The organism is Mycobacterium sp. E3305, from assembly GCF_001666785.1.
GTDB lineage: Bacteria > Actinomycetota > Actinomycetes > Mycobacteriales > Mycobacteriaceae > Mycobacterium.
The window spans coordinates 1-21,676 of sequence record NZ_LZJA01000289.1 but is presented as its reverse complement, the minus strand read 5'-3'; the positions used below and the strand labels follow the sequence as shown (position 1 = coordinate 21,676).

General features: G+C 68.1%; 20 protein-coding genes and 3 tRNA genes. 15 read left to right on the top strand and 8 right to left on the bottom strand.

Features of this window, described 5'->3' with window-relative positions; all coding sequences use genetic code 11:
* Positions 1–6: 6 nt before the first annotated feature.
* From A5701_RS25190 to A5701_RS25180, 3 genes are all read right to left on the bottom strand, one after another.
* On the bottom strand, positions 7–657 hold the full coding sequence (locus A5701_RS25190) for a DUF1345 domain-containing protein (RefSeq protein ID WP_067760652.1): 651 nt from the start codon (positions 655–657) through the stop codon (positions 7–9).
* A gap of 45 nt (positions 658–702) precedes the next feature.
* Positions 703–778, bottom strand: a tRNA-Arg gene (locus A5701_RS25185).
* Between the two features lie 30 nt (positions 779–808).
* Positions 809–900, bottom strand: a tRNA-Ser gene (locus A5701_RS25180).
* 84 nt (positions 901–984) lie between these two features.
* Here A5701_RS25180 and A5701_RS25175 point away from each other — a divergent pair.
* Positions 985–2,052 (top strand): pyridoxal phosphate-dependent aminotransferase, encoded by a 1,068-nt coding sequence (locus A5701_RS25175; protein ID WP_067760650.1) that lies wholly within the window; start codon positions 985–987, stop codon positions 2,050–2,052.
* A gap of 11 nt (positions 2,053–2,063) precedes the next feature.
* A complete protein-coding gene (locus A5701_RS25170) occupies positions 2,064–2,525 on the top strand; it encodes a DUF4334 domain-containing protein (RefSeq protein ID WP_067760648.1) in 462 nt (153 codons plus the stop codon).
* 86 nt (positions 2,526–2,611) lie between these two features.
* Here A5701_RS25170 and A5701_RS25165 read toward each other — a convergent pair whose 3' ends face one another.
* Positions 2,612–3,196 carry a TIGR03086 family metal-binding protein gene (locus A5701_RS25165; protein WP_197505064.1) on the bottom strand — a complete coding sequence of 195 codons (585 nt, stop codon included), beginning with the start codon at positions 3,194–3,196 and terminating at the stop codon, positions 2,612–2,614.
* A 23-nt stretch (positions 3,197–3,219) separates the two neighbouring features.
* Between A5701_RS25165 and A5701_RS25160 the strand changes: the two genes are divergently transcribed.
* From A5701_RS25160 to A5701_RS25145, 4 genes are read left to right on the top strand one after another with little or no spacing between them, the layout of a single operon-like run.
* The gene (locus tag A5701_RS25160) at positions 3,220–4,044 is read left to right on the top strand and encodes a crotonase/enoyl-CoA hydratase family protein (protein ID WP_067760643.1); all 825 of its coding nucleotides are present in this window, start codon (positions 3,220–3,222) and stop codon (positions 4,042–4,044) included.
* Positions 4,045–4,063: 19 nt separating this feature from the next.
* Positions 4,064–5,302, top strand: a complete 1,239-nt coding sequence (lipE, locus tag A5701_RS25155; protein ID WP_067760641.1) for a lipase LipE — start codon at positions 4,064–4,066, stop codon at positions 5,300–5,302.
* A 29-nt stretch (positions 5,303–5,331) separates the two neighbouring features.
* Positions 5,332–5,523, top strand: coding sequence for a hypothetical protein (locus A5701_RS25150; RefSeq protein ID WP_067760639.1), 192 nt, complete (start codon positions 5,332–5,334; stop codon positions 5,521–5,523).
* A gap of 36 nt (positions 5,524–5,559) precedes the next feature.
* Positions 5,560–6,666, top strand: coding sequence for a hypothetical protein (locus A5701_RS25145; RefSeq protein ID WP_067760636.1), 1,107 nt, complete (start codon positions 5,560–5,562; stop codon positions 6,664–6,666).
* A 17-nt stretch (positions 6,667–6,683) separates the two neighbouring features.
* On the opposite strand, the gene A5701_RS25140 is transcribed toward A5701_RS25145, so the two are convergent.
* A tRNA-Ser gene (locus A5701_RS25140) sits at positions 6,684–6,770 on the bottom strand.
* Positions 6,771–6,807: 37 nt separating this feature from the next.
* Between A5701_RS25140 and A5701_RS25135 the strand changes: the two genes are divergently transcribed.
* Positions 6,808–7,776, top strand: coding sequence for an NAD(P)H-quinone oxidoreductase (locus A5701_RS25135; RefSeq protein WP_067760695.1), 969 nt, complete (start codon positions 6,808–6,810; stop codon positions 7,774–7,776).
* Positions 7,777–7,934: 158 nt separating this feature from the next.
* Here the strand turns inward: A5701_RS25135 and A5701_RS25130 are convergent, their stop codons facing one another.
* Complete coding sequence (locus tag A5701_RS25130; protein WP_067760634.1) at positions 7,935–9,131, bottom strand: cysteine desulfurase-like protein; 1,197 nt, start codon at positions 9,129–9,131, stop codon at positions 7,935–7,937.
* 118 nt (positions 9,132–9,249) lie between these two features.
* Between A5701_RS25130 and A5701_RS25125 the strand changes: the two genes are divergently transcribed.
* The 5 genes from A5701_RS25125 to A5701_RS25105 are packed head-to-tail and all read left to right on the top strand — an operon-like array spanning position 9,250 to position 14,353.
* Positions 9,250–11,226, top strand: a complete 1,977-nt coding sequence (locus tag A5701_RS25125; protein WP_067760632.1) for a DUF6541 family protein — start codon at positions 9,250–9,252, stop codon at positions 11,224–11,226.
* A gap of 21 nt (positions 11,227–11,247) precedes the next feature.
* Complete coding sequence (locus tag A5701_RS25120; RefSeq protein ID WP_067760630.1) at positions 11,248–11,754, top strand: bacterial proteasome activator family protein; 507 nt, start codon at positions 11,248–11,250, stop codon at positions 11,752–11,754.
* A 10-nt stretch (positions 11,755–11,764) separates the two neighbouring features.
* Positions 11,765–12,592, top strand: a complete 828-nt coding sequence (locus tag A5701_RS25115; RefSeq protein ID WP_067268672.1) for an ABC transporter ATP-binding protein — start codon at positions 11,765–11,767, stop codon at positions 12,590–12,592.
* The gene (locus tag A5701_RS25110) at positions 12,585–13,526 is read left to right on the top strand and encodes a glycosyltransferase (RefSeq protein ID WP_067760628.1); all 942 of its coding nucleotides are present in this window, start codon (positions 12,585–12,587) and stop codon (positions 13,524–13,526) included. The genes A5701_RS25115 and A5701_RS25110 overlap by 8 nt, the downstream gene beginning before the upstream one ends.
* Entirely contained in the window at positions 13,523–14,353 is an 831-nt protein-coding gene (locus A5701_RS25105) for an ABC transporter permease (RefSeq protein WP_067760626.1), read from the top strand. Before A5701_RS25110 ends, A5701_RS25105 begins: the two co-directional genes overlap by 4 nt.
* Before the next feature lie 9 nt (positions 14,354–14,362).
* On the opposite strand, the gene A5701_RS25100 is transcribed toward A5701_RS25105, so the two are convergent.
* Positions 14,363–14,719 (bottom strand): DUF732 domain-containing protein, encoded by a 357-nt coding sequence (locus A5701_RS25100; RefSeq protein WP_067760624.1) that lies wholly within the window; start codon positions 14,717–14,719, stop codon positions 14,363–14,365.
* A gap of 78 nt (positions 14,720–14,797) precedes the next feature.
* Between A5701_RS25100 and A5701_RS25095 the strand changes: the two genes are divergently transcribed.
* Genes A5701_RS25095 through A5701_RS25085 form a run of 3 tightly spaced genes read left to right on the top strand, consistent with a single transcriptional unit; the run spans position 14,798 to position 16,770 of the window.
* On the top strand, positions 14,798–15,319 hold the full coding sequence (locus tag A5701_RS25095) for a 6-carboxytetrahydropterin synthase (RefSeq protein ID WP_067760622.1): 522 nt from the start codon (positions 14,798–14,800) through the stop codon (positions 15,317–15,319).
* A 43-nt stretch (positions 15,320–15,362) separates the two neighbouring features.
* Positions 15,363–15,578: a hypothetical protein gene (locus tag A5701_RS25090; RefSeq protein ID WP_082950091.1), complete on the top strand. Its 216-nt coding sequence runs from the start codon at positions 15,363–15,365 to the stop codon at positions 15,576–15,578.
* A gap of 58 nt (positions 15,579–15,636) precedes the next feature.
* Complete coding sequence (locus A5701_RS25085; protein ID WP_067760618.1) at positions 15,637–16,770, top strand: flotillin family protein; 1,134 nt, start codon at positions 15,637–15,639, stop codon at positions 16,768–16,770.
* A 19-nt stretch (positions 16,771–16,789) separates the two neighbouring features.
* Here the strand turns inward: A5701_RS25085 and A5701_RS29225 are convergent, their stop codons facing one another.
* Positions 16,790–21,661: a PPE domain-containing protein gene (locus tag A5701_RS29225; protein WP_304528232.1), complete on the bottom strand. Its 4,872-nt coding sequence runs from the start codon at positions 21,659–21,661 to the stop codon at positions 16,790–16,792.
* Between the last annotated feature and the right edge of the window lie 15 nt (positions 21,662–21,676).

Below are 21,676 nucleotides of genomic sequence, written 5' to 3'. Positions count from 1 at the left end.
CCCTCGTCATAGTTTGGCGCTCAACCCGGCGACCAGGTTGATGGTGACCGCCAGGATTACCGCGCCGAAGAGGTACGACAGCAGCGCATGGCGCAAGACGGTTACCCGCACCCGAGAGGCGTTGATCTCGGTGTCGGAAACCTGAAAGGTCATGCCGACCGTGAACGCGACGTAGGCGAAGTCGAGGTAGCGCGGCGGGTGTGCGTCGTGAAAATCGATGCCGCCCACCTCGTCTGAGTAGTAGAGGCGCGCGTAATGCGCGGTGAAGAGCGTGTGCACGGCGAACCACGACGCCGCCACGGCCAGCACGCCGACGCCGGCCGCCGCGAGGGACTCGCCGCCCGAATGCGTGCCCGCGGCGACGACGTATCCGACCCCTCCGAGACTTCCCAGGCTCGCGGAGACGACGACCACGTCTGCCAGCAACCGCGTCGCATCCTCGCGGGTGGCATGCCGAGCCGTGCGTTCGGCATCCATCGGGGCGATGATCAGCCAGCTCCACGCGACGTAAACCGCTGCGGCGACCACCCAGCCGAGGAGGGCGAACCTCCACCCGACGGCCTCACCGATCGCGACGGCGACCGCCGTTCCGGCGAGCACCGCGATTAGGAGCCGCACCGCGACGGTGTCACGGACAAGGCGCACGTAGGACGTCACACCGTCGACTTAAGCAGATGAGGCAGCCGAACCGATGCTTCAATGTGGCGCGCCCGAAGGGATTCGAACCCCTAACCTTCTGATCCGTAGTCAGATGCTCTATCCGTTGAGCTACGGGCGCCAGTCTTCAATTGTCTTGCGTCGTGTTCCTTGGCGGAGGCGAGAGGATTTGAACCTCCGGTCCCCTTTGAGGGGGACAACTCATTAGCAGTGAGCCCCATTCGGCCGCTCTGGCACGCCTCCCTTGGACTGTTTGAGGGTACCCGACCCCTTCCCGGTCTCGCGGAACCGGCCATAGCGTACACATTTGCGACATAAACTGTCGAAGTGACTGCTCGCTTGCGTCCCGAACTGGCCGGACTGCCAGTCTATGTGCCCGGCAAGAACGTGCCCGGCTCCATCAAACTGGCCAGCAACGAGACCGTGCACGGCCCGCTGCCCAGCGTGCACGCGGCGATCGAGCGCGCGGTTGCCGTCGTCAACCGCTACCCGGACAACGCCTGTGTGGACCTCAAGGCCGCGTTGGCCATGCACCTGGGATCCGACGTCGCGCCCGAGCACATTGCGGTCGGCAGCGGTTCGGTCACCCTGTGCCAGCAGCTGGTGCAGATCACCGCCGCCGCCGGCGACGAGGTGATGATGGGCTGGCGCAGCTTCGAGTGCTACCTGCCGATCGTTCAGGTGTCCGGTGCGACGGCGGTCAAGGTGCCGCTGACCGACCACACCCACGACCTCGACGTGATGCTCGCCGCGATCACCGACCGCACCCGGCTGATCTTCGTGTGCAACCCGAACAATCCGACATCGACGGTCGTCGACCCCGGCGACCTGGCCCGCTTCGTCGAGGCTGTGCCCCCGCACATCCTGATCGCCATCGACGAGGCCTACGTCGAATACATCCGCGACGGCATGCTGCCCAATAGCTTGGAGCTGGCCCTGTCCCGCAGCAATGTCGTTGTGCTGCGGACGTTTTCGAAGGCCTACGGGCTGGCGGGCCTGCGCGTCGGGTACGCGGTCGGCCACCCCGACCTGATCACCGCGCTGGACAAGGTCGTCATGCCGTTCGCCGTGACCAACGTCGGACAGGCGGCCGCGATCGCCTCGCTGGAGGCAGCCGGCGAACTCGCGGCCCGCACCGACGCGCTGGTCGCCGAGCGCACCCGCGTCAGCGCGGCGCTGCGCGACGCCGGGTTCACGCTGCCGACGTCGCAGGCCAACTTCGTCTGGCTGCCGCTGGGCGCCCGGACCGCGGACTTCACCCAGCAGGCCGCCGACGCGCGCCTGGTGGTGCGGCCGTTCGCGGGCGAGGGGGTGCGCGTCACCATCGGCGCGGTGGAGGAGAATGACGTCCTGTTGCACTTCGCCTGCGAGTGGATTTCCCGCATCGAACCGTAAGGAGTGGTCCATTGGACTTGGCGCGCAAACTGTTCACCGAGTTCAAGGAGCGCGGCGGCGAGATTCCCGACACCGAGCTCGACGACTTCTGGGCCGGCCTCGAGCCGGCGACGATCGACGGGATGCTGGGCGAGTGGAAGGGCGGCGAGTTCCGCACCGGTCACCGGATGAACGGCCAGCTGGAGAAGGCCGGCTGGTTCGGCAAGACGTTCAAGTCGGCCCGCGACGTTCAGCCGCTCGTCTGCCTCGACGCCGACGGCAACAAGTTCTCGAACGTGGAGATGGGCAAAGGCGAGGCCAGCCTGTGGCTCGAAGAGTTCCGCGGTGAGGTCACCGCGACCATGGTTTACGACGGCCAGCCCGTGCACGACCACTTCAAGAAGATCGACGACGACGCCGTGATGGGCATCATGAACGGCAAGGGCGTCCGCGACAACGGTCGGTATTACTACTTCTACCTCGAACGGGTCTAACGGCTCGGCCTTCGAGTTTGCGGCTGGCCGCACATTCATCGACCAAGGTGCGGCTGGCCGCACATTTAGGGCCCACAAGCCAGGAGTCAACGGGCCGGGTTGCGGCCGGTGAACGCGACTAACTGCTCGAGCGCGCCCGCATCCTCGGGCACGTCGACCGGGTCGTCGAACCCGGCGCCGCCGCGGAACTCCGGCTTGATGACCTCGCGCGCCAGCCCCAAGACATACTCGGACAAAGGCTCGGGCGCGTTGATCTCGTGTCCCACGGCGACGGCGTAATCCCAGGCGTGGACCAGGAATTCGATCGACAAGACGGCACACGCGTTCTTGGCGGGCATCTCGCCCTTGCCGAACGGGACCGTCCCGTCCAGGCCGTGACGGTGCCAGGCGTCCAGCGTCGGCCGGGCCGCGGTGACCACCTGCCCTTCCACGGAATCGCTTTCGTCGCGGTCGGGAATCTCCGCGTCGACCATGCCGCCCAGCGCCGTGATCGAGCCCAGCAGATGACCGGTCAGCCGCGCGACGTCGAACTCCGCGCACGGCGTCTGGCGGCTCAGGTCGTCGGCCGCGATCGTGTGCAACACCCGCTGCAGCACCCCCAACGTGTCCTCGGCGCTGTGCAGTTCGTCGGTGGGCGGGGAATCGGGGCCGGGCCGCAAATCAGGAGCCATATTTGCCACGCTACGGTCTCGATATGGCGCAAGCATACGAATCCGTCACGGTGGAGACGAAAGACAACGTCGCGCAGGTGACGCTGATCGGGCCGGGCAAGGGCAACGCGATGGGCCCGGCGTTCTGGTCCGAGATGCCGGAGCTGTTCGCGGCGCTCGACGCCGACCCCGAGGTACGCGCGATCGTGCTGACCGGTTCGGGCAAGAACTTCAGCTACGGCCTGGACGTGCCCGCGATGGGCGGCTCGTTCACCCCGCTGCTGTCCGGGGACGCGCTGGCCGGCCCGCGAGCGGTCTTCCATCGCGAGGTCAAGCGGATGCAGGGCGCGATCACCGCGGTCGCGGATTGCCGCACCCCGACCATCGCCTCGGTGCACGGCTGGTGCATCGGCGGTGGGGTCGACCTGATCTCCGCGGTCGACATCCGCTACGCGAGCGCCGACGCCAAGTTCTCGGTGCGCGAGGTCAAGCTGGCCATCGTCGCCGACGTCGGCAGCCTGGCCCGCCTCCCCTACATCCTGAGCGACGGGCATCTGCGCGAACTCGCGCTGACCGGTAAGGACATCGACGCAGCCCGGGCCGAGAAGATCGGCCTGGTCAACGACGTGTACGACGACCCCGAGGCGACCCTGGCCGCGGCGCACGCCACCGCCGCGGAAATCGCGGCCAACCCGCCGCTGACCGTCCACGGCGTCAAGGACGTTCTCGATCAGCAGCGCGTCGCCGCGGTCTCGGAGAGCCTGCGCTACGTCGCCGCCTGGAACGCCGCCTTCCTGCCCTCGAAGGACCTGACCGAGGGCATCGCGGCGACATTCGAGAAGCGGCCGCCGCAGTTCACCGGCGAGTGAGGCACGTACCCTCGCTGAGGTGACGACACCTGACGGCAAGATCCGCCTCCCGGCTGACTTGGACGCCGTGACGGCGATCGGTGAGGAAGACCACTCCGAAATCGACAGCGTCGCCGTCGACCGCATCTGGGCGGCCGCCCGGCACTGGTACCAGGGCGGCCTTCACCCCGCCATCCAGCTGTGCATCCGCCGGCACGGACGCGTCGTGCTCAACCGCGCGATCGGCCACGGCTGGGGCAATGCCCCGAGCGACCCGCCCGACGCCGAAAAGATCCCCGTGACACCCGACACGCCGTTCTGCGTGTACTCGGCGGCCAAGGGGATGGCGGCGACCGTGATCCACATGCTCGTGGAGCGCGGTGTCTTCTCCCTCGACGACCGGGTGTGCGACTACATCCCCACGTTCACCAGTCACGGCAAGGACCGCATCACCATCCGGCACGTCATGACGCACAGCGCGGGGCTGCCGTTCCCCACCGGCGCCAAACCCGACGTCAAACGGGCCGACGACCACGAGTACGCGCAGCAGAAGCTGGGCGAGCTGCGCCCGCTGTACCGGCCGGGCCTGGTGCACATCTATCACGCGCTGACCTGGGGCCCGCTGGTGCGCGAGCTCGTTTTTGCGGCCACCGGCAAGGAGATTCGCGAGATCCTCGCCACCGAGATTCTCGACCCGCTCGGTTTTCGCTGGACCAACTTCGGCGTCTCCCAGGAAGACCTGCCGTTGGTCGCGCCGAGTCACGCGACCGGGCGTCCGTTGCCGCCGGTGGTCGCCCAGATCTTCCGCAAGGCGATCGGCGGAACCGTGCACGAGATGATTCCGATCACGAACACGCCGTTGTTCCTCACCACCATCATCCCGTCGTCCAACACCGTCTCGACCGCGCACGAGATGTCGCGGTTCGCCGAAATCTGGCGTCGCGGAGGCAATCTCGACGGGGTCCGGGTGATCAGCCCCGAGACGATGTACGGCGCCATCAAGCAATGCCGGCGGCTGCGACCGGATTTCGCGGTGGGGCTGCAGCCCGCCCGGTGGGGCACCGGCTTCATCCTCGGGACCGACCGTTGGGGACCGTTCGGCCGCAACGCCCCCAACGCATTCGGCAATCTCGGGCTGGTCAACATCGCGATCTGGGCCGACCCGGCGCGGGGTCTCGCGGCCGGCGTCGTCAGCAGCGGCAAACCCGGACGTGACCCGGAAGCGAAGCGCTACACCGCCTTGCTGGACACGATCACCGCCGAAATCCCCACCGATTGAGGGCGCCCCCGGGTGGGAACACTGCCCGAATGGCTACCTACCGAGTGCTCAACCCCAAGGGCGACGTCGTCGCGACCAAGGACATCGAAAGCGCCGACAAAGCGCACGCGTGGTTCGCCGACGAGGCGGTCGAGGGCAACGAACTGGGCTGGCGCATGGAGGTCGAGGCCGACGGCGAGTGGCGCTTCTTCGACAACAGCGAAGGCGATCGCAGCTACTAGTGTTTGCGTCCCGATGGGCGGGGCACCCGAAAGGGCATGGACTCTGACCGCTTCCGCAAGTTGCTCGACGCCTCAGGGCCGTTCGCATCGGTCTACTTCGACGACTCGCATGACACCCACGACGCCGAGGCTCAGCTCGAGCTTAAGTGGCGGGCGGTGAAGGAGGACCTCGAAACGCGGGGCGCCGCCGAGGAGGTGGTCGACGAGATCGGGCGCGCGGTGATGGACCTGCGGCCGCCGATCGGGCGCAGCGGCCGCGCCGTTGTGGCCGGCGCCGACGGCGTGCTGCTGAACGAACACCTGCTGCGGCCACCGTCGCAGCAGATCGTGCGGGTCTCCGAATTGCCTTACGTCATGCCGATTGTCGAGCACGGCTTCCATCAACCCGACTATCTGTTGGTGGAGGTCGACCACACGGGCGCCGACATCACCCGCAAGGTCGGCGGCGCGCTACGCTCCGAGACCGTCGACGGTGGCGGGTTCCCCGTCCACCACGCGAGCGGGGCGGAAACCGCCGGTTACGGGGATCCTCAGCTGCGCACCGACGAGGCCGCCCGCAAGAACATGCGCGCGGTGGCCGACCGGATCGGGGAACTCGCCGACGCGGCGAACCTCGACCTCGTCCTGATCGTCGGCGAGGTCAGCTCGCGGTCGGACCTGCTCGCCGAACTGCCCGAGCGGATCAGCCGGCACGCCGAGCAGTTGCAGGTCGGCGCGCGCCACAGCGGCCATGACGCCGACGAGTTGCAGCGGGCCATCGAAGCCTCGTGCCTGCGGCGGCATCTGGACGTGATCGACGCCGCCGCCGAGCGTTTCACCGCCGAGGTGGGCCGGCAGTCCGGGCTGGCCGCCGAGGGGCTGGACGCGGTCTGCTCGGCCCTGCGCCAGGGCGCGGTCGACACGTTGATCGTCGGTGACATCGGTGACGCCACCGTCGTCGCCGACGCGGACCTGACGACAGTGGCCCCCAACGAAAACGTGCTGTCCGAACAGGGTGCGGCCCCGGCGAAGACGCTGCGCGCCGACGAGGCCCTGCCGGTGTTCGCGATCTCCGTCGGCGCGGCGCTGGTGCGCACCGACGAGCGGATCGCCCCGGCCAACGGTGTCGGTGCCCTGCTTCGCTACGCGCCGACGCTGCATTAGCCCACGACTGACATGCGCGGTGGCGGAGGGATTTGAACCCCCGGACGGTGTTAGCCGTCTCTCGCTTTCAAGGCGAGTGCATTAGGCCGCTCTGCCACGCCACCGCAGATAAGGGTAGCGGGACTCGGTAGCGTGGCCACCATGCGCGCAATCGTCGCCGAATCCCCCGATGAGCTCTCCTGGCAAGAGGTGCCCGACGTGTCCGCCGGGCCCGGCGAGGTGCTGATCAAGGTCGCCGCGGCCGGCGTGAACCGGGCGGACGTGCTGCAGGCGGCGGGCAAGTATCCGCCCCCGCCGGGGACCAGCGAAATCATCGGCATGGAGGTGTCCGGCGTCGTCGCCGAAGCCGGCGAGGGCGTCACTGATTGGTCTGCGGGACAAGAGGTTTGCGCGCTGCTGGCCGGCGGCGGATACGCCGAGTACGTCGCCGTGCCCGCCGGTCAGGTGATGCCGATTCCCTCTCGTGTCGACCTCATCGACGCCGCGGGGCTGCCGGAGGTGGCCTGCACGGTGTGGTCGAACCTGGTGCTGACGGCCCATTTGGGCAAGGGCCAGCTGCTGCTGATGCACGGCGGCGCCAGCGGCATCGGGACCCACGCGATCCAGGTCGCTCGCGCGCTGGGCGCGCGGGTGGCCGTCACGGCCGGGTCGGCGGAGAAGCTCGAATTCTGCCGCGAGCTGGGCGCCGAGATCACGATCAACTACCGCGACGAGGACTTCGTCGAGCGGCTCCGGGAAAGCGGCGGCGCCGACGTGATTTTCGACATCATGGGCGCCGCCTACCTGGACCGCAACATCGACGCCCTGGCCACCGACGGGCAGCTGGTCATCATCGGCATGCAGGGTGGCATCAAGGGCGAGCTCAATATCGGCAAGCTGTTGATGAAGCGTGCCCGGGTCATCGGCACCACGCTGCGCGCCCGGCCGGTCACCGGACCCAACAGCAAGACGGAGATCGTGCAGGCGGTGATCGGGTCGGTGTGGCCGATGATCGCCGAGGGCCGCGTCCGCCCGATCATCGGCGCCCGCCTGCCCATCCAGCAGGCCGGGGAGGCACATCAACAGCTGACCGCGAGCAAGGTGACCGGGAAGGTCGTGCTCACGGTCTAGCCGGCGGTCGCGGTACCCAGCCCGGCCCGTCGAGCGTGCGTTGAGGGCTTCGAGTGTGCTGTGAGGGCGCCGTTTCCGCGGATTTCGCGCCATGAGCGCACACGGAAAGCCGTAGCCGCACTCGCGAGCCCGGCAGGAAACCCGGGAGGGAAGCGAGGCTAGCCGAGGGACGCCAGGGCGCGCACCAGCTGGTCGACCTCGGCCGTCGTCGAGTAGTGCGCCAGCCCGATGGTGACGGCGCCGCCGATGTCGTTGACGCCCAACACGTCGAGCGCGCGGGAGTTCTCGCACGTGACGGCCAGAATCCCGTTGTCTGCCAGCCGCTGCACCACCCGCTCGGCGGGCACGCCGTTCAGGGCGAAGCTGACCACCGGTATCCGCACCTCCGGACGGCCGATCACCATGACCAGCGGCAGCGAGCGCAGCGCCACCATGAGGTAATCGAAGATCCGGTTCATGTACAAGCCGGCCGATTGCATCGACACCGACAGACGCTCGCGCCGGCTGCCGCGGGCGGACTCGTCGAGCGCCGCCAGATACTCGATGCTGGCGACCACCCCGGCCAGCAGACCGAACTGGTGCGCGCCGATCTCGAGCCGCGCCGCGCCAGTGGCCTTCGGATCGGTGGAGATGGAGCCGAACGAACTCAGCAGCGCCGGGTCACGGAACACCACCGCGCCGATCGGCGGGCCGCCCCACGCCAGGGCGTTCACCGCGACCACGTCGGCGTCGGTCTCCTTCACGTCGAGCAACCGGTACGGCGCAGCGGCGGAATGATCGACCACCACCAGCCCGCCGACGTCGTGCACCAGCTTGGTCATCGCCCGCAGGTCGGTGACGGTGCCCAGCGCGGCGGACGCGGAGGCGACGGCCACCAGCCTGGTCGACTTCCCGATCAGGCCCTCCCACTGCCAGGTCGGCAGCTCGCCGGTCTCGATGTCGATCTCGGCCCACTTCACCTTGGCGCCATAGCGGTGCGCCGCGCGCAGCCACGGGGCGATGTTCGCTTCGTCGTCCAGGCGGCTGACGATCACCTCGTAGCCCAGTCCGGCCCGAGACGACGACGCCTCAGCCAGCGCCGAGAGCAAGATCGCCCGGTCGGCCCCCAGCACGACGCCGGCCGGGTCCACGTTGAACAGGTCGGCGACCGCCGCCCGCGCGGCCTCGAGGATGGCGGCGCTGCGCTGCGCCGACGGATGCGCGCCCACGGTGGTGGCACTGGATCGCCGGAAGGCGGTGGAAACGGTGGTCGCGACGGAATCGGGGATGAGCATCCCGGTCGGCGCGTCGAAGTGCACCCACCCGTCACCCAGCGACGGATGCAGTCCGCGCACCCGGGCGACGTCGTAAGCCATGCCAGCCACCTTAGAGCTTGCGCATTTCCGCGAAACTGTGACCGTAGCGGGTGCTGCAGACGTTCCGGCCAACCGGTGGCTTCCCGAGGCAGGGCACCCGGCCAGCCATACTAGTCGAGTGGGCCTCTGGTTCGGAACGCTGATCGCATTGTTCTTGCTGATAGCCCCCGGATCGATCATCGCGCGAATCAGTCAGCTGAGTTGGCCCATCGCTGTCGCGGTCGGCCCGGCGCTGACCTACGGCGCGGTCGCGCTGGCGATCATTCCGTTCGGCGCCGTCGGAATCCCTTGGAACGGCTGGACCGCGCTGGCGACGCTGGTTGCCGTGTGCCTGGTGATGGTTGTCCTGCAGCTGCTGCTCGGCCGGTACCGCGACACCGAGGCCGAGGCCCGCGGGATCGGCCGCTGGCCGGCGCTGATGGTGGCGGCCGGGGTGCTGCTCGGGGCGCTGCTGATCATGTGGGCGGCCTATCGCGGCCTGGCCGCCCACTGGCAGACCATCCCGAGTACCTGGGACGCCGTGTGGCATGCCAACGAGATCCGGTTCATCCTCGACACCGGGCAGGCGTCGTCGACGCACATGGGCGAGCTGCGCAACGTCGAGACGCATCAGACGCTGTACTACCCGTCGGTGTTTCACGCCCTGTCCGCGGTGTTCTGTCAGCTCACCGGAGCGGCCCCGACCACGGGCTACACGCTGAGCTCGGTGGCGGCCTCGGTGTGGCTGTTTCCGACCAGCGCGGCGATGCTGACCTGGCGGCTGCTGCGCCCCCACTGGGGCGAATGGCGCACCGCCGGCGTGGCCGCGACCGCCGCCGCGCTGTCGGTGTCGTTCACCGCCCTGCCCTACGTCGAGTTCGGCGTCGCCGCGATGCCCAACCTGGCCGCCTACGGTGTCGCCGTCCCGACGTTCGTGCTGATCGCCTCCACGCTGCGCCATCGCGATCGCATCCCGCTGGCGGTGCTGGCGTTCGTCGGGCTGATGTCCGTCCACCTGACCGGCGGGTTCATCGTCGTCCTGTTCCTGGTCGCCTGGTGGCTGATGGATGTGTTGTGGCATCCGGTGCTGGGACGGATTCCCGACGTGGCGACGCTCGCCGCTGTGACCGTGGCCACCGGGCTGATTCTGCTGCCGCAGTTCATCAGCGTCCGTCAACAGGAAGACATCATCGCCGGGCACTCGTTTCTGACCAAGCTCAGCAAGAAGCGCGGGGTGTGGGACGCCGTCTTCCAGCATTCGCGTCACCTCAACGACTTCCCGTACCAGTACGGGCTCATGGCGCTGGCGATCGCCGGCGGGATCATCTTTGCCTACAAGAGGATCTGGTGGCCGCTGGCGCTCTGGGCGTTGCTGGTGGTCGTCGACGTCGACGCGGGGACGCCGCTCGGCGGCCCGGTCGGGGCGATAGCCGGCGCGTTCGGGGAGTTCTTCTACAAGGACCCGCGCAGGATCTCGGCCGCAATCACCCTGCTGCTCATGCCGATGGCGGGGCTCGCCCTATTCCTGGTGGTGACGGTGGCGGTTGCCGCGGCCAAGCGGGTCGCCGACCGCCGATTAAAACCTCTGCCCGCGCCGGCCTGGACCGCGGCCACGGCGGTCCTGCTGCTGGTGACAACCGTGTTCACCGCGCGGCACTACTTCTATCGGCACCTGGTCTTGTTCGGCGACAAGTACGACTCCGTGATGATCGACCAACGCGACCTGATGGCCATGGCGTACCTGGCCACGCTGCCCGGGGCGCACACCACCGTGATCGGCAACGCCAACACCGATGGCACGGCGTGGATGTACGCCGTCGCCGACCTGCACCCGCTGTGGACCCATTACGACTACCCGCAGCAGATGGGCCCCGGCCCCAACCGGTACATCTTCTGGGCCGGCGCCCGCAAGGGCGATGCCGATCCGCGGGTGGTCGAGGCGATCAAAGCGCTCAATATTCGGTACGTCTACACCAGCACGCCGACGGTCCGGGGCTTCGCCGTACCCGACGGACTAGTCTCACTGGATAAATCGAAGTCGTGGGCGCTGATCTACGACAACGGTGGAGCCCGAATCTACGAATGGCGCGGAATCGGCGCGGCGCCGCACTCTTAGTCCGCAAAGGATGGTGAAGGATTGAGTACCCGCAACGACGACGACGGCATCGAGATCATCGGCGGCGTCGACCCGCGGATCACGGCGGTGGCGGAGGACGACTCCGACGAGCGCTCCCTGACCGATCTGGTTGAGCAGCCCGCCAAGGTGATGCGCATCGGGACGATGATCAAGCAACTGCTCGAGGAGGTGCGCGCCGCACCGCTCGACGAGGCCAGCCGCAACCGGCTGCGCGAGATCCACGCGACCAGCATCCGCGAACTGGAAGAAGGCCTGGCGCCCGAACTGCGCGAGGAGCTCGACCGCCTCACCCTGCCGTTCAACGAGGACACGGCGCCCTCGGACGCCGAATTGCGGATCGCCCAGGCCCAGTTGGTCGGCTGGCTGGAAGGGTTGTTCCACGGCATCCAGACCGCGCTGTTCGCCCAGCAGATGGCCGCCCGCGCGCAGCTGGAGAACATGCGCCAGGGCGCGCTGCCCCCCGGCGTCGGCAAGCCGGGCGGCTCCGGACACGGCCAATACCTCTAAGCGAAGCACGGTGGCGGGTCCTCACATCGAGACGCACAACGCGTGGGTGGAATTCCCCATTTTCGACGCGAAGTCGCGCTCCCTGAAGAAAGCCTTCCTGGGCAAGGCGGGCGGCACCATCGGCCGCAACAGTTCCAACGTGGTCGTCGTCGAGGCGCTGCGCGACATCACCATGTCGCTCGAGTTGGGCGACCGTGTCGGCCTGGTCGGCCATAACGGCGCGGGCAAATCGACTCTGCTGCGACTGCTTTCGGGCATCTATGAACCCACCCGCGGCTGGGCGAAGGTCACCGGCCGGGTCGCGCCCATCTTCGATCTGGGCGTCGGCATGGATCCCGAGATCTCCGGCTACGAGAACATCATCATCCGCGGGCTGTTCCTGGGGCAGACCCGCAAGCAGATGATGGCCAAGGTGGACGAGATCGCCGAGTTCACCGAGCTCGGTGATTACCTGTCTATGCCGCTGCGCACGTACTCCACCGGGATGCGGGTGCGGCTGGCCATGGGCGTGGTCACCAGCATCGACCCCGAAATCCTGTTGCTCGACGAGGGTTTGGGCGCGGTCGACGCCGACTTCATGAAGAAGGCGCAATCCAGGTTGCAGAGTTTGGTGGAGCGGTCCGGAATCCTGGTGTTCGCCAGCCATTCCAACGAATTCCTCGCCCGGCTGTGCAAGACGGCGATGTGGATCGACCACGGCGTTATCCGCATGTCCGGCGGCATCGAAGACGTGGTGCGCGCCTACGAGGGCGAGGACGCGGCCCGGCACGTGCGCGAGGTGCTCGCCGAGACGGCCGCGGACAATCCGCTGGCACAAAGAGCGTCCGGGGATGAGTGACTCCATCTTCGCCGTCGTCGTCACCCACCGGCGTCCCGACGAACTGGCCAAATCGCTGGGCACCCTGAGCAGCCAGACCCGGGTACCCGACCACCTCATCGTCGTCGACAACGACGGGGGCGGTGACGGCCGGGTCCGCGACCTGGTGGCCGGCCAGCCGATCCCGACCACCTACCTGCCCTCGCGCCGAAACCTGGGCGGCGCAGGCGGTTTCGCGTTGGGCATGTTGCATGCGTTGGCGCAGGGCGCCGACTGGGTGTGGCTGGCCGACGACGACGGGCGGCCGCAGGACGCGCGCGTGCTGGCCACCTTGCTGGCGTGCGCCGAAAAGCACGCCCTGGCCGAGGTGTCGCCGATGGTGTGCAACATGGACGACCCGGAGCGGCTGGCATTTCCGTTGCGCCGCGGGCTGGTATGGCGCAGGCGGGCAAGCGAATTGCGCACCGAGGCCGGACAGGACCTGCTGCCCGGAATCGCGTCTCTGTTCAACGGTGCGTTGTTCCGGGCGGCCACGCTCGAGGCGATCGGCGTTCCCGACCTGCGTCTGTTCATCCGCGGCGACGAAGTCGAGATGCATCGCCGGCTGGTGCGGTCGGGCCTGCCGTTCGGCACCTGCCTGGACGCGATCTACCTCCACCCCTGCGGCTCGGCGGAATTCCGGCCGATCCTGGGCGGACGCATGCACACCCAATACCCCGACGACCCCACCAAGCGGTTCTACACCTACCGCAACCGCGGCTACCTTCTGTCGCAGCCCGGCCTGCGCAAGCTGCAGCTCCAGGAGTGGGTTCGGTTCGGCTGGTACTTCGTGGTGACCCGCCGCGATCCCAAGGGCCTCGCTGAGTGGATTCGCTTGCGGCGCTTGGGCCGTCGCGAACAGTTCGGCAAACCTCGAAGCGGGTCGCCACCGTCGGAACCTGGAGGATCGCGATGACGTTTCTGGACGCCGCCGCCCAGTCGCGGACCTTCACCCGCGCCCGCGGCGACCTGGTCGCCGGCTTCCGCCGGCACGAGCTGTGGCTGCACCTGGGCTGGCAGGACATCAAGCAGCGCTACCGCCGCTCGGTGCTGGGCCCGTTCTGGATCACCATCGCGACCGGCACCACCGCCGTCGCGATGGGCGGCCTGTACTCCAAGCTGTTTCACCTCGAGCTCGCCGTGCACCTGCCGTACGTCACGCTCGGCCTGATCGTCTGGAACCTGATCAACGCGGCCATCCTGGAGGGTGCCGACGTCTTCGTCGCCAACGAGGGACTGATCAAGCAACTCCCCACCCCGCTGTCCGTGCACGTCTACCGGCTGGTGTGGCGGCAGATGATCCTGTTCGCGCACAACATCGTGATCTACGCCGTCATCGCGGTCATCTACCCCAAGCCGTGGTCGTGGGCGGATCTGTCGGTCATCCCGGCGCTCGGGCTGATCGTGCTCAATTGCATTTGGGTGTCACTGTGTTTCGGCATCCTGGCCACCCGCTATCGCGACATCGGTCCGCTGCTGTTCTCGGTGGTGCAGTTGCTGTTCTTCATGACGCCGATCATCTGGAACGACGACACGTTGCGGCAGCAGGGCGCTGGGCGCTGGTCGCGCATCGTCGAACTCAACCCGCTGCTCCACTATCTCGACATCGTGCGGGCCCCGTTGCTGGGCGCCCACCAGGAGCTGCGGCACTGGGCCGTGGTGGCCGCGCTGACCGCCGTCGGCTGGGTGCTGGCGGCGTTCGCGATGCGGCAGTACCGCGCCCGCGTCCCGTACTGGGTCTAGCGGCTCAGCTCACATGAGCGGGGGCAGCGGATTCAGCCAGTCCAACGAACCGTCCGTCTGCCCCTTGTACTGCGGGCAGTAGGCGGACACCGAGAGCCCGACGAAGAATCCGGCTTGGCGCGCCGAAAGACTGGTGTCCTTCATCACCTTCATCGCCACGACGCTCGTCTTCTGGTTCCTGTCGAGCCCCGCGCAGACCGAGCGCGCCATGGTGATCGGGTCGTTCACGACGATCCCGTTGTCCGCCAGGGCGCCCAGGAAGGCGTCGTCGGACGGGTCGGCGGCCGCCGGGGCCGCGGAAAGCAGCGCGGCGGCGGCCAGCATGGCTGCGGCGATTGTCGACCTCGTTCCCGGACCGACGTTCATATCACCACGATAGGCCGCCGTTGGCGCTCCAAGAATCCATGGAGAATCCCGCAAGGCCGGCGCCGGACGCTGACCACCATGCGTAACACCGTTTTCGCCGATGGGGCCCGCGTGGCCACGATCCACCGTGCCGACGCCCCGCTGGGTCGCACGGCCAGGTTCCACCTGCGCAGGTTGTTCGACAACCTGCCCTGCTGCCACCGCTCGTGGGCCAACCAAGGCAAGCGTTTCTTCCTGCACGGCTATGAACGGGCCTTCGACATCGAATTCGCCTGTGCCGAAACCGAAGCCGGGACCGACGCGGTGATCGACGAAGTCACACTGGACGAGGTCAAGACGGCGCTGCGGGACCAGTTCGACCACACCACGCTGATCGCCGTCGACGACCCGCAACGCGACCTGTTCGAGCTGCTGGCCGACCGGGGCGTCATCGACCTGCGGATCATGGACGACACCGCAATGGCGGGCACTGCCGCATGGACGTTCGAGACGGTGGAAAGCATCGTCGCGCGGGCGACCGGTGGCCGCGTCTGGGTGTCCCGGATCAAGGCCCGGGAGAGCCGCAACAACGTCGTTACCCTCACCGCGGGTCCCGTTTAGACGAAACCCGACGCCTGCAATCCCGATGCGGGAGTATGCGTTCGTGAGCGACGCCTCGGCAATCGGCTGCGTGGGGACGTTGACCGTGGCGACCCGCGGCGACCGCGGGGCCGGCGAGGTGCTGGTCACCGTGCGGGGCGCCAAGGAGGCCTTCCTGGCGTGGTCCGACGACCCCTTGCCCAAGGGCGCACGGGTGCTGGTGGTGGAGGTCAGGGGAGCCCGGACGGTAACCGTCGAACCCTGGCACGAACTCGCGTGATCTGAATTGACGACCCGGATCGCCCGGGATACAACAGCGAAACCCAAAAGGAGTTCCGATGCTCGGTTACAAAGTGCCCTCCCCCGACGAGGCGATGCTGATCTCCGGCGGCCGAAGCAAGAGCAACGCCCCCTTCCGCGTCGTGACCGGCCACGGCGCCTTCATCATGCCGTTCTTCCGCAAGGCCCGCTTCCTCACGCTGGCGATGTGTGAGGCCGAGGTCGCCGAGAAATGCGTGACCCAGCAGGGCATCACGCTCAACGTCCGTGCGGTGATCGCCTTCAAGGTCGGCAACGACACCGAAAGCATCATCAGCGCCGCGCAGCGATTCCTGTCCGAACAGGACCAGATGTCCGTGCTGACCGGGCGCATCTTCGCCGGCCACCTGCGATCGATCATCGGCTCGATGACCGTCGAGCAGATCATCCGGGAACGCCAGAAGCTGGCGACCGAGGTCCTCGACGGCTCCAAGGAGGAGATGGCCCGGATCGGCCTTACGGTCGACGCGTTGCAGATCCAGTCCATCGACGACGACGGGCTCGGCTACATCAACGCAATGTCGGCGCCGCACAACGCGGCCATCCAGCAGCAGGCGCAGATCGCCCAGGCACAGGCGAATCAGGCGGCCGCCGAAGCCGAGCAGGAGTCGCAGCGCAAGCAGGCGGAATTCGCCCGGGAGACCGCGATCGTCAAGGCGCAGTACAAGGCCGAGGTCGACAAGGCGCAGGCCGAGGCGGCCCAGGCCGGCCCGCTGGCCGAGGCCGAGGCCCAGCGCGAGGTGTTGCAGATGCGCACCGAGCTGGCCCAGCGCGCCGCCGAACTGCGCCAGCAGGAGCTGGTCGCCGAGGTCGTCAAGCCCGCCGAGGCCGAGGCCGAACGCGTGCGGATCCTGGCCGTCGCCGACGCGGAGAAGATGAAGATCCAGGCCGAGGCGGCGGCGTCGCACAACCGGGTCGCCCTGGACAAGGCGCTGATCGATCAGCTGCCCGAGATCGTCGAGAAGGCGGCGCGGGGGCTCGCCAACGCCAACGTGACCGTGCTCAACGGCGCCGAGGGACTCACCGAGGTGGCCAGCGGGCTGGTCGCCCAGGGCAGGGCGATCTTCGACGCCCTGCGGGGCACCGTCGACTACTACGACGACGAAACCGCCGCGCCGCCGCTGACCACGAACTCCGAATCAGGTAATTCATGAATTCGCTTGTGCTGCAGCACTAGTCGCCGGTGAAGGTGAGGTCGTCAGACAACACGTTGGACAGGTCGTCGAGATCCATGTCCAGCATCCCATTGGTGTCCCGTTGAGACTGGATTCCCGAGAGACCCGACAGACCCGAGGTCCCCGACAGCCCGGGTGAGGCCGCGCCGGCGATCGCCTCCGGAGGCACCGGGCCCGGCGGCACCGCCGGGCTGATGATTACCTGGCCGACGAGGCCGTTGGGCGTGAAAGAGCCGCCCTGACCGATGGTGACCATTTCGTGGGGCCCGATAATCAGCGCGCCGCCCTGGTTCAGCGGCACGGTGGCCCCGGTGTGGACGATCAAATAGGAGCCGTCGTCGACCGTCAACGTCCCGCCGGTGACACTCATGACACCGGTGGGGTCGATGGTGACCACACCACCGGAGTTGATGGAGAACGCACCGGCGTCGTTGACCACGCCGCCGGGGCTGACGGTGAGCGTGCCGTTGTCGATCAATGCGCCGCCGTGGTCGATCGTCAGCGCCGCGCCCTCGGTGAACGTGCCGCCGGAGTTGACGTTGATTGTGCCGCCGCTGCTGACTTCCATCGTGCCGCCGAAGTTACCCAGTGAGCCGCCGTGCTCGACGGTCAGCGTGCCGCCCGCATCGACCGTCGTGGTGCCGAAGTTACCGAGGAAGCTGCCGTCGTCGACGGTGAGAGTGCCGCTGTCGGTGAGGGTTCCGCCCGAGAAGACTCCCAAGCTGCCGCCGTCGTTGACAGTGAGTGTGCCGTTATCGACCAGGCTGCCGCCCGAGTAGACGGTCATACTGCCGGAGTCGGTAAGGGTGCCGCCGCTGCTGACGGTGAGGGTGCCGTAGTCGTTCAGGGTGCTGCCCGGGCTCACGGTCAGCGTGCCCGCATCGGTCAGGCTGCCCGTCGGGGTAATGGTCATGGTGCCGTTGTCGGTCAGGGTGCCGCCCGAGTCGGCCGTCAAGGGTCCGTAGTCGAACAGCGTGCCGCCCTGATCGACGGTCAGTGTGCCGCCGTTGGTGACCGTCATCGGATCGATGGTGTAGAGGGTGCCGCCGTTGTCGACGGTCAGCGTGCCGGAATCGGCAAGGGTGCCGTAGTTGGAGAAGACGCCACCGTTGTCGACGGTGACCGTGCCCCCGTTGTCGATGGTCATCGTGCCGGAGTCGACCTGGAACGTGCCGGCGTCGGTGAGCGTGCCGCCCGAGTTGACCGTCAAGGCGCCGTAGTCGGTCACGCTGCCGCCGCTGTTGACCGTCAGGGTGCCGCCGTCGGTGACCGTCAAAGCCCCACTGTTGTAGAGGTTGCCGCCGGCGTTGACGATGACGTCGCCGCCGTCGGTGACGGAGCCTCCGGTGTAGACGGTGAGGGTGCCAGTGTCGGTGCCACCCGTGCTCACGGTCAGGGTGCCGCCTTGGTTCACGGTGACAGCGCCGGCGTCGTAGAGGTTGCCGCCGCCGGTCACGGTGACGGCGCCGCCATGACCGACCGTGACCGTCCCGCTGTCCGACAGAGTGCCGCCGCCGGTCATCGTCATGCTGCCGGTGTCGGTACCACCCTGGCTGATCGTCAGCGTGGCGCCCGGCTGGACCGTCAACGCGCCGGAATCGGTCACCGTGCCGCCGGAGGTCACCGTCATGGCGCTGTTGTCGCTGAACACGCCGCCGGACTGAATGGTCAACGAGCCGCCGTCGGTGACGTTGAAGCTGCTGTTGGCGAAGCCCACATAGCCGCCATTGTCGACAACCACCGAGCCGGAGTCGGTGATGGTGCCCGGGTTGCTGAGCAGGTAGCCGCCGTTCTCGACCGTGAAGGTGCCGCCATTGTCGATGGTCAGGGTGCCGGTGCCACTGCCCACCGAGAATGAGCCGGCGTCGTTGACAACCCCGCCGCTGGCCACGTCCAGCGTGCCGCCGGAGAGGGTCAGGGCACCACCATTCAGGTTGAGGGTGCCGGCGTCGGTGAAGGTGCCACCGGAATAGACGAAAACGCTGCCGCCGGTGTTATCGGTGATAGTGCCGCCGGTGTTGATGGCGACCGTGCCGAAGTCTTTCAGGAAGCCGCCGCCGGTCACGGTTAGGCTGCCCGTGTCGGTGCCACCCGTGCTCACGGTCAGCGTGCCACCGTTGTTGACCGTGACCGTCCCCGCGTTGGACAGAGTGCCGCCACCGGTAATCGTGAGGCCGCCGGTGTCACCGGTAGTCGCGGTGCTGACGTTGAGGGTGCCGCCGGAATTAATGGTGAGAGTGCCCCCGTCGGACAGGCTGCCGCCGCCGGTGACGGTAAGGCTGCCGGTGTCCCCGGTCGTCGTCGTGCCGACGGTCAGCGTGCCGCCGCTGTGGACCGTGACCGTTCCGCCGTCGGACAGGGTGCCGCCGCCGGTCACGGTTAGGCTGCCCGTGTTGGTCCCACCCGTGCCGACGGTGACCGTGCCGCCGTGACCGACCGTGACCGTCCCGGCGTCGGACGCAGTGCCGCCGACCGTGAAGCTGCCGCTGTTGGTGCTGGCCGTGCCCACCGTGACCGCACCACCGTGGCTGACGGTCAGACTGCCGCCACTGTCGACAGTGAGCGCGCCGCCTTGGGTGACTGCGAGGGTGTTGCCGGACGGGATGGTGAGGGCACCGCCATTGCTGATTTCGACGGTCCCGCCGCTGGCACTGATGGTGGTGTTGACCGGAAGGTTGAGGGTGATGCCGTTGGTGAACGTGCCGCCGCTATTGACCGTGATGGTGTTGGTGCCCAAGAGCTGCACGGAGGTACCGCTGTTGAGCGTGATCGCGCCGGAGTCGTTGACGGTGCTGGTGCTGAGGCCGAACTGGCCGCCGTTAAAGGTGAGGACGCCGGTGCTGTTGACGGTCACGGTGCCGCCGCCGGCGGCGAACTGTCCGCCGTTGACGGTGACGGTGCCGCTGTCGACCAGGCTGCCGCCGTTGAAGATGAGATTGCCGCCGGCGGCAGTGACCTGGCCGCCCTGGTTGACGGCGAGGGTGCCGCCGGTCCAGATATCGGCGTCGCAGCTGGAACTGAGGGTGAGGCTGCCGCCCTGGGTGACGGTGAGATTGCCGTAGACCTCCAGGCCACCCGCGGTGCCGGGCGCGCCGGTGGTGATAGCGCCGCCGTCGAAGGCCTGGCCGCCGGAGTCCACGGTGAGGGCGCCGAAGTTGAGGGCAACAGTGCCGCCGCTGTTGACGTTCAGGGTGCCGCCGCTGGTGACGGTGATGTCGCCCTCGCTGAATCCCACACCGCCGGTGAGCGTGCCGCCGCTGTTGACGTTGACCGTCCCGCCGTCGGTCAGGGTGGTGCCGCTCAGAGTGACGCTGCCGGTGTCACCGGTAACGGTGGCATTGCTGACGTTGAGCGTGCCGCCGCTGTTGACCGTGAAACTGCCGCCGGTGTCGGTCAGGTTGCCGCCGCCGGTCACCGTGAGGCTGCCGGTGTCCCCGGTGGTCGCGGTGCTGACGTTGAGGGCGCCGCCGCTGTTGACCGTGAGCGTCCCGCCGTCGGACACAGTGCCGCCGCCGGTAATGGTGAGGGTGCCGCTGTTGGCTGTGGTGGTGCCCACGGTCAGGACACCGCCGGAGTTGACGGTGACCGTGCCGCCGTTGACGGTAAGCGTGCCGCCGCCGGTCACCGAGAGGAAGCCGGTGTCGGCGCCGCCCGTACTCACCGTGAGCGCGCCGCCGGAGCTGACGGTCAGAGAGCCACTGTCGGTCAGGATGCCGCCGGAGCCGACGGTCAGAGTGCCGCTGTCGGTGACCACGCCGCCGGAGCTGATGGCCAGGGTGCCGGTGTCGGTGTAGCTGGCGTTCGCATCGATGATGAGCTGCCCGCCGCTGGCGACGGTCAGCGTCTGGCCGGGCAGGGTGACGGCAGGATTGCCCGCGGTGACTTCGACGACTTGGCCGTTCAGGATCGTGCCCTGAAGGTCGATCGGATCGACGCCGTTGATGATCACGTGGGTGATCGACAGCGGCGGCTGGGACGCGGCCGGCGCCACCGACTGTGTGGACGCCGCCGGGGCGGCCGATTGCGGCGAGGTGGCGGCGGGCGTGACCGACTGTGACGTCGCCGCGGGGGCAACCGATTGCGTGGAGGCGGTGGGCGTGACCGATTGTGACGTCGCCGCGGGCGCAGCCGATTGCGGCGTGGTCGCCATCGACGTAACCGACTGCGTGGTCGACGTCGGCGTAACCGACTGCGGCGTGGTCGCCGTCGACGTAACCGACTGCGCGGTCGACGTCGGCGTGACGGACTGCTGCGAAACCGTCGGGGTGAGTTGTTGGGTCGCGATGGGCATGCCCAGCTGCTGGCTCTCCGCGGCCGAGCTCAGCTGCTGGGTTGCCGCGGTCGAGGTCAGTTGTTGCGTGTCCGTCGTCGGGGTCAGCTGCTGGGTCGCGATCGAGGTCAGCTGCTGCTGAATCACCGACTGCGTCTGGGATCCCGCGGTGTTCGCAGCACTTTGGGCTACCGCGCCGCCCTGGGCGTTCTGGCCCGCCGGGTTGGTCGTCTGCGGCGGCTCGCTATACGACTGCAAGGCACTGGCGGCCGCCGAATCGACGGCATACCCATACATCGCGACCGCATCTTGGACCCACATCTCCATGTACTCGGCCTCGGTCGCCGCGATCGCAGGCGTGTTCTGCCCGAAGAAGTTCGTCGCGATCAACGCCATCAGTTGCGCCCGGTTCTCCGCGATCAGCGGCGGCGGCACCGTCATCAGATATGCCGCCTCATACGCCGCGGCCGCCGCAAAGGCCTGCGTGGCCGTCACCCCGGCCTGGGCGGCAGCGGCGGCCAACCATGCCACATAAGGTGCGGCCGCGGCATTCATCGCCATCGACGACGGCCCGAACCAGAGCCCGGTCAAGCCCGCCAGTTCGGAGGAATAGCC

What these genes read in the sequence shown, in the direction of transcription:
- A5701_RS25150 (WP_067760639.1), top strand. Translation starts at nt 5,332, where the DNA reads ATGGCTACCTACCGAGTGCTCAACCCCAAGGGCGACGTCGTCGCGACC.
- A5701_RS25145 (WP_067760636.1), top strand. Translation starts at nt 5,560, where the DNA reads ATGGACTCTGACCGCTTCCGCAAGTTGCTCGACGCCTCAGGGCCGTTC.
- A5701_RS25160 (WP_067760643.1), top strand. Translation starts at nt 3,220, where the DNA reads ATGGCGCAAGCATACGAATCCGTCACGGTGGAGACGAAAGACAACGTC.
- A5701_RS25085 (WP_067760618.1), top strand. Translation starts at nt 15,637, where the DNA reads ATGCTCGGTTACAAAGTGCCCTCCCCCGACGAGGCGATGCTGATCTCC.
- A5701_RS25165 (WP_197505064.1), bottom strand. Translation starts at nt 3,196, where the DNA reads ATGGCTCCTGATTTGCGGCCCGGCCCCGATTCCCCGCCCACCGACGAA.
- A5701_RS25110 (WP_067760628.1), top strand. Translation starts at nt 12,585, where the DNA reads ATGAGTGACTCCATCTTCGCCGTCGTCGTCACCCACCGGCGTCCCGAC.
- A5701_RS25130 (WP_067760634.1), bottom strand. Translation starts at nt 9,131, where the DNA reads ATGGCTTACGACGTCGCCCGGGTGCGCGGACTGCATCCGTCGCTGGGT.
- A5701_RS25105 (WP_067760626.1), top strand. Translation starts at nt 13,523, where the DNA reads ATGACGTTTCTGGACGCCGCCGCCCAGTCGCGGACCTTCACCCGCGCC.
- A5701_RS25100 (WP_067760624.1), bottom strand. Translation starts at nt 14,719, where the DNA reads ATGAACGTCGGTCCGGGAACGAGGTCGACAATCGCCGCAGCCATGCTG.
- A5701_RS25095 (WP_067760622.1), top strand. Translation starts at nt 14,798, where the DNA reads ATGCGTAACACCGTTTTCGCCGATGGGGCCCGCGTGGCCACGATCCAC.
- A5701_RS25135 (WP_067760695.1), top strand. Translation starts at nt 6,808, where the DNA reads ATGCGCGCAATCGTCGCCGAATCCCCCGATGAGCTCTCCTGGCAAGAG.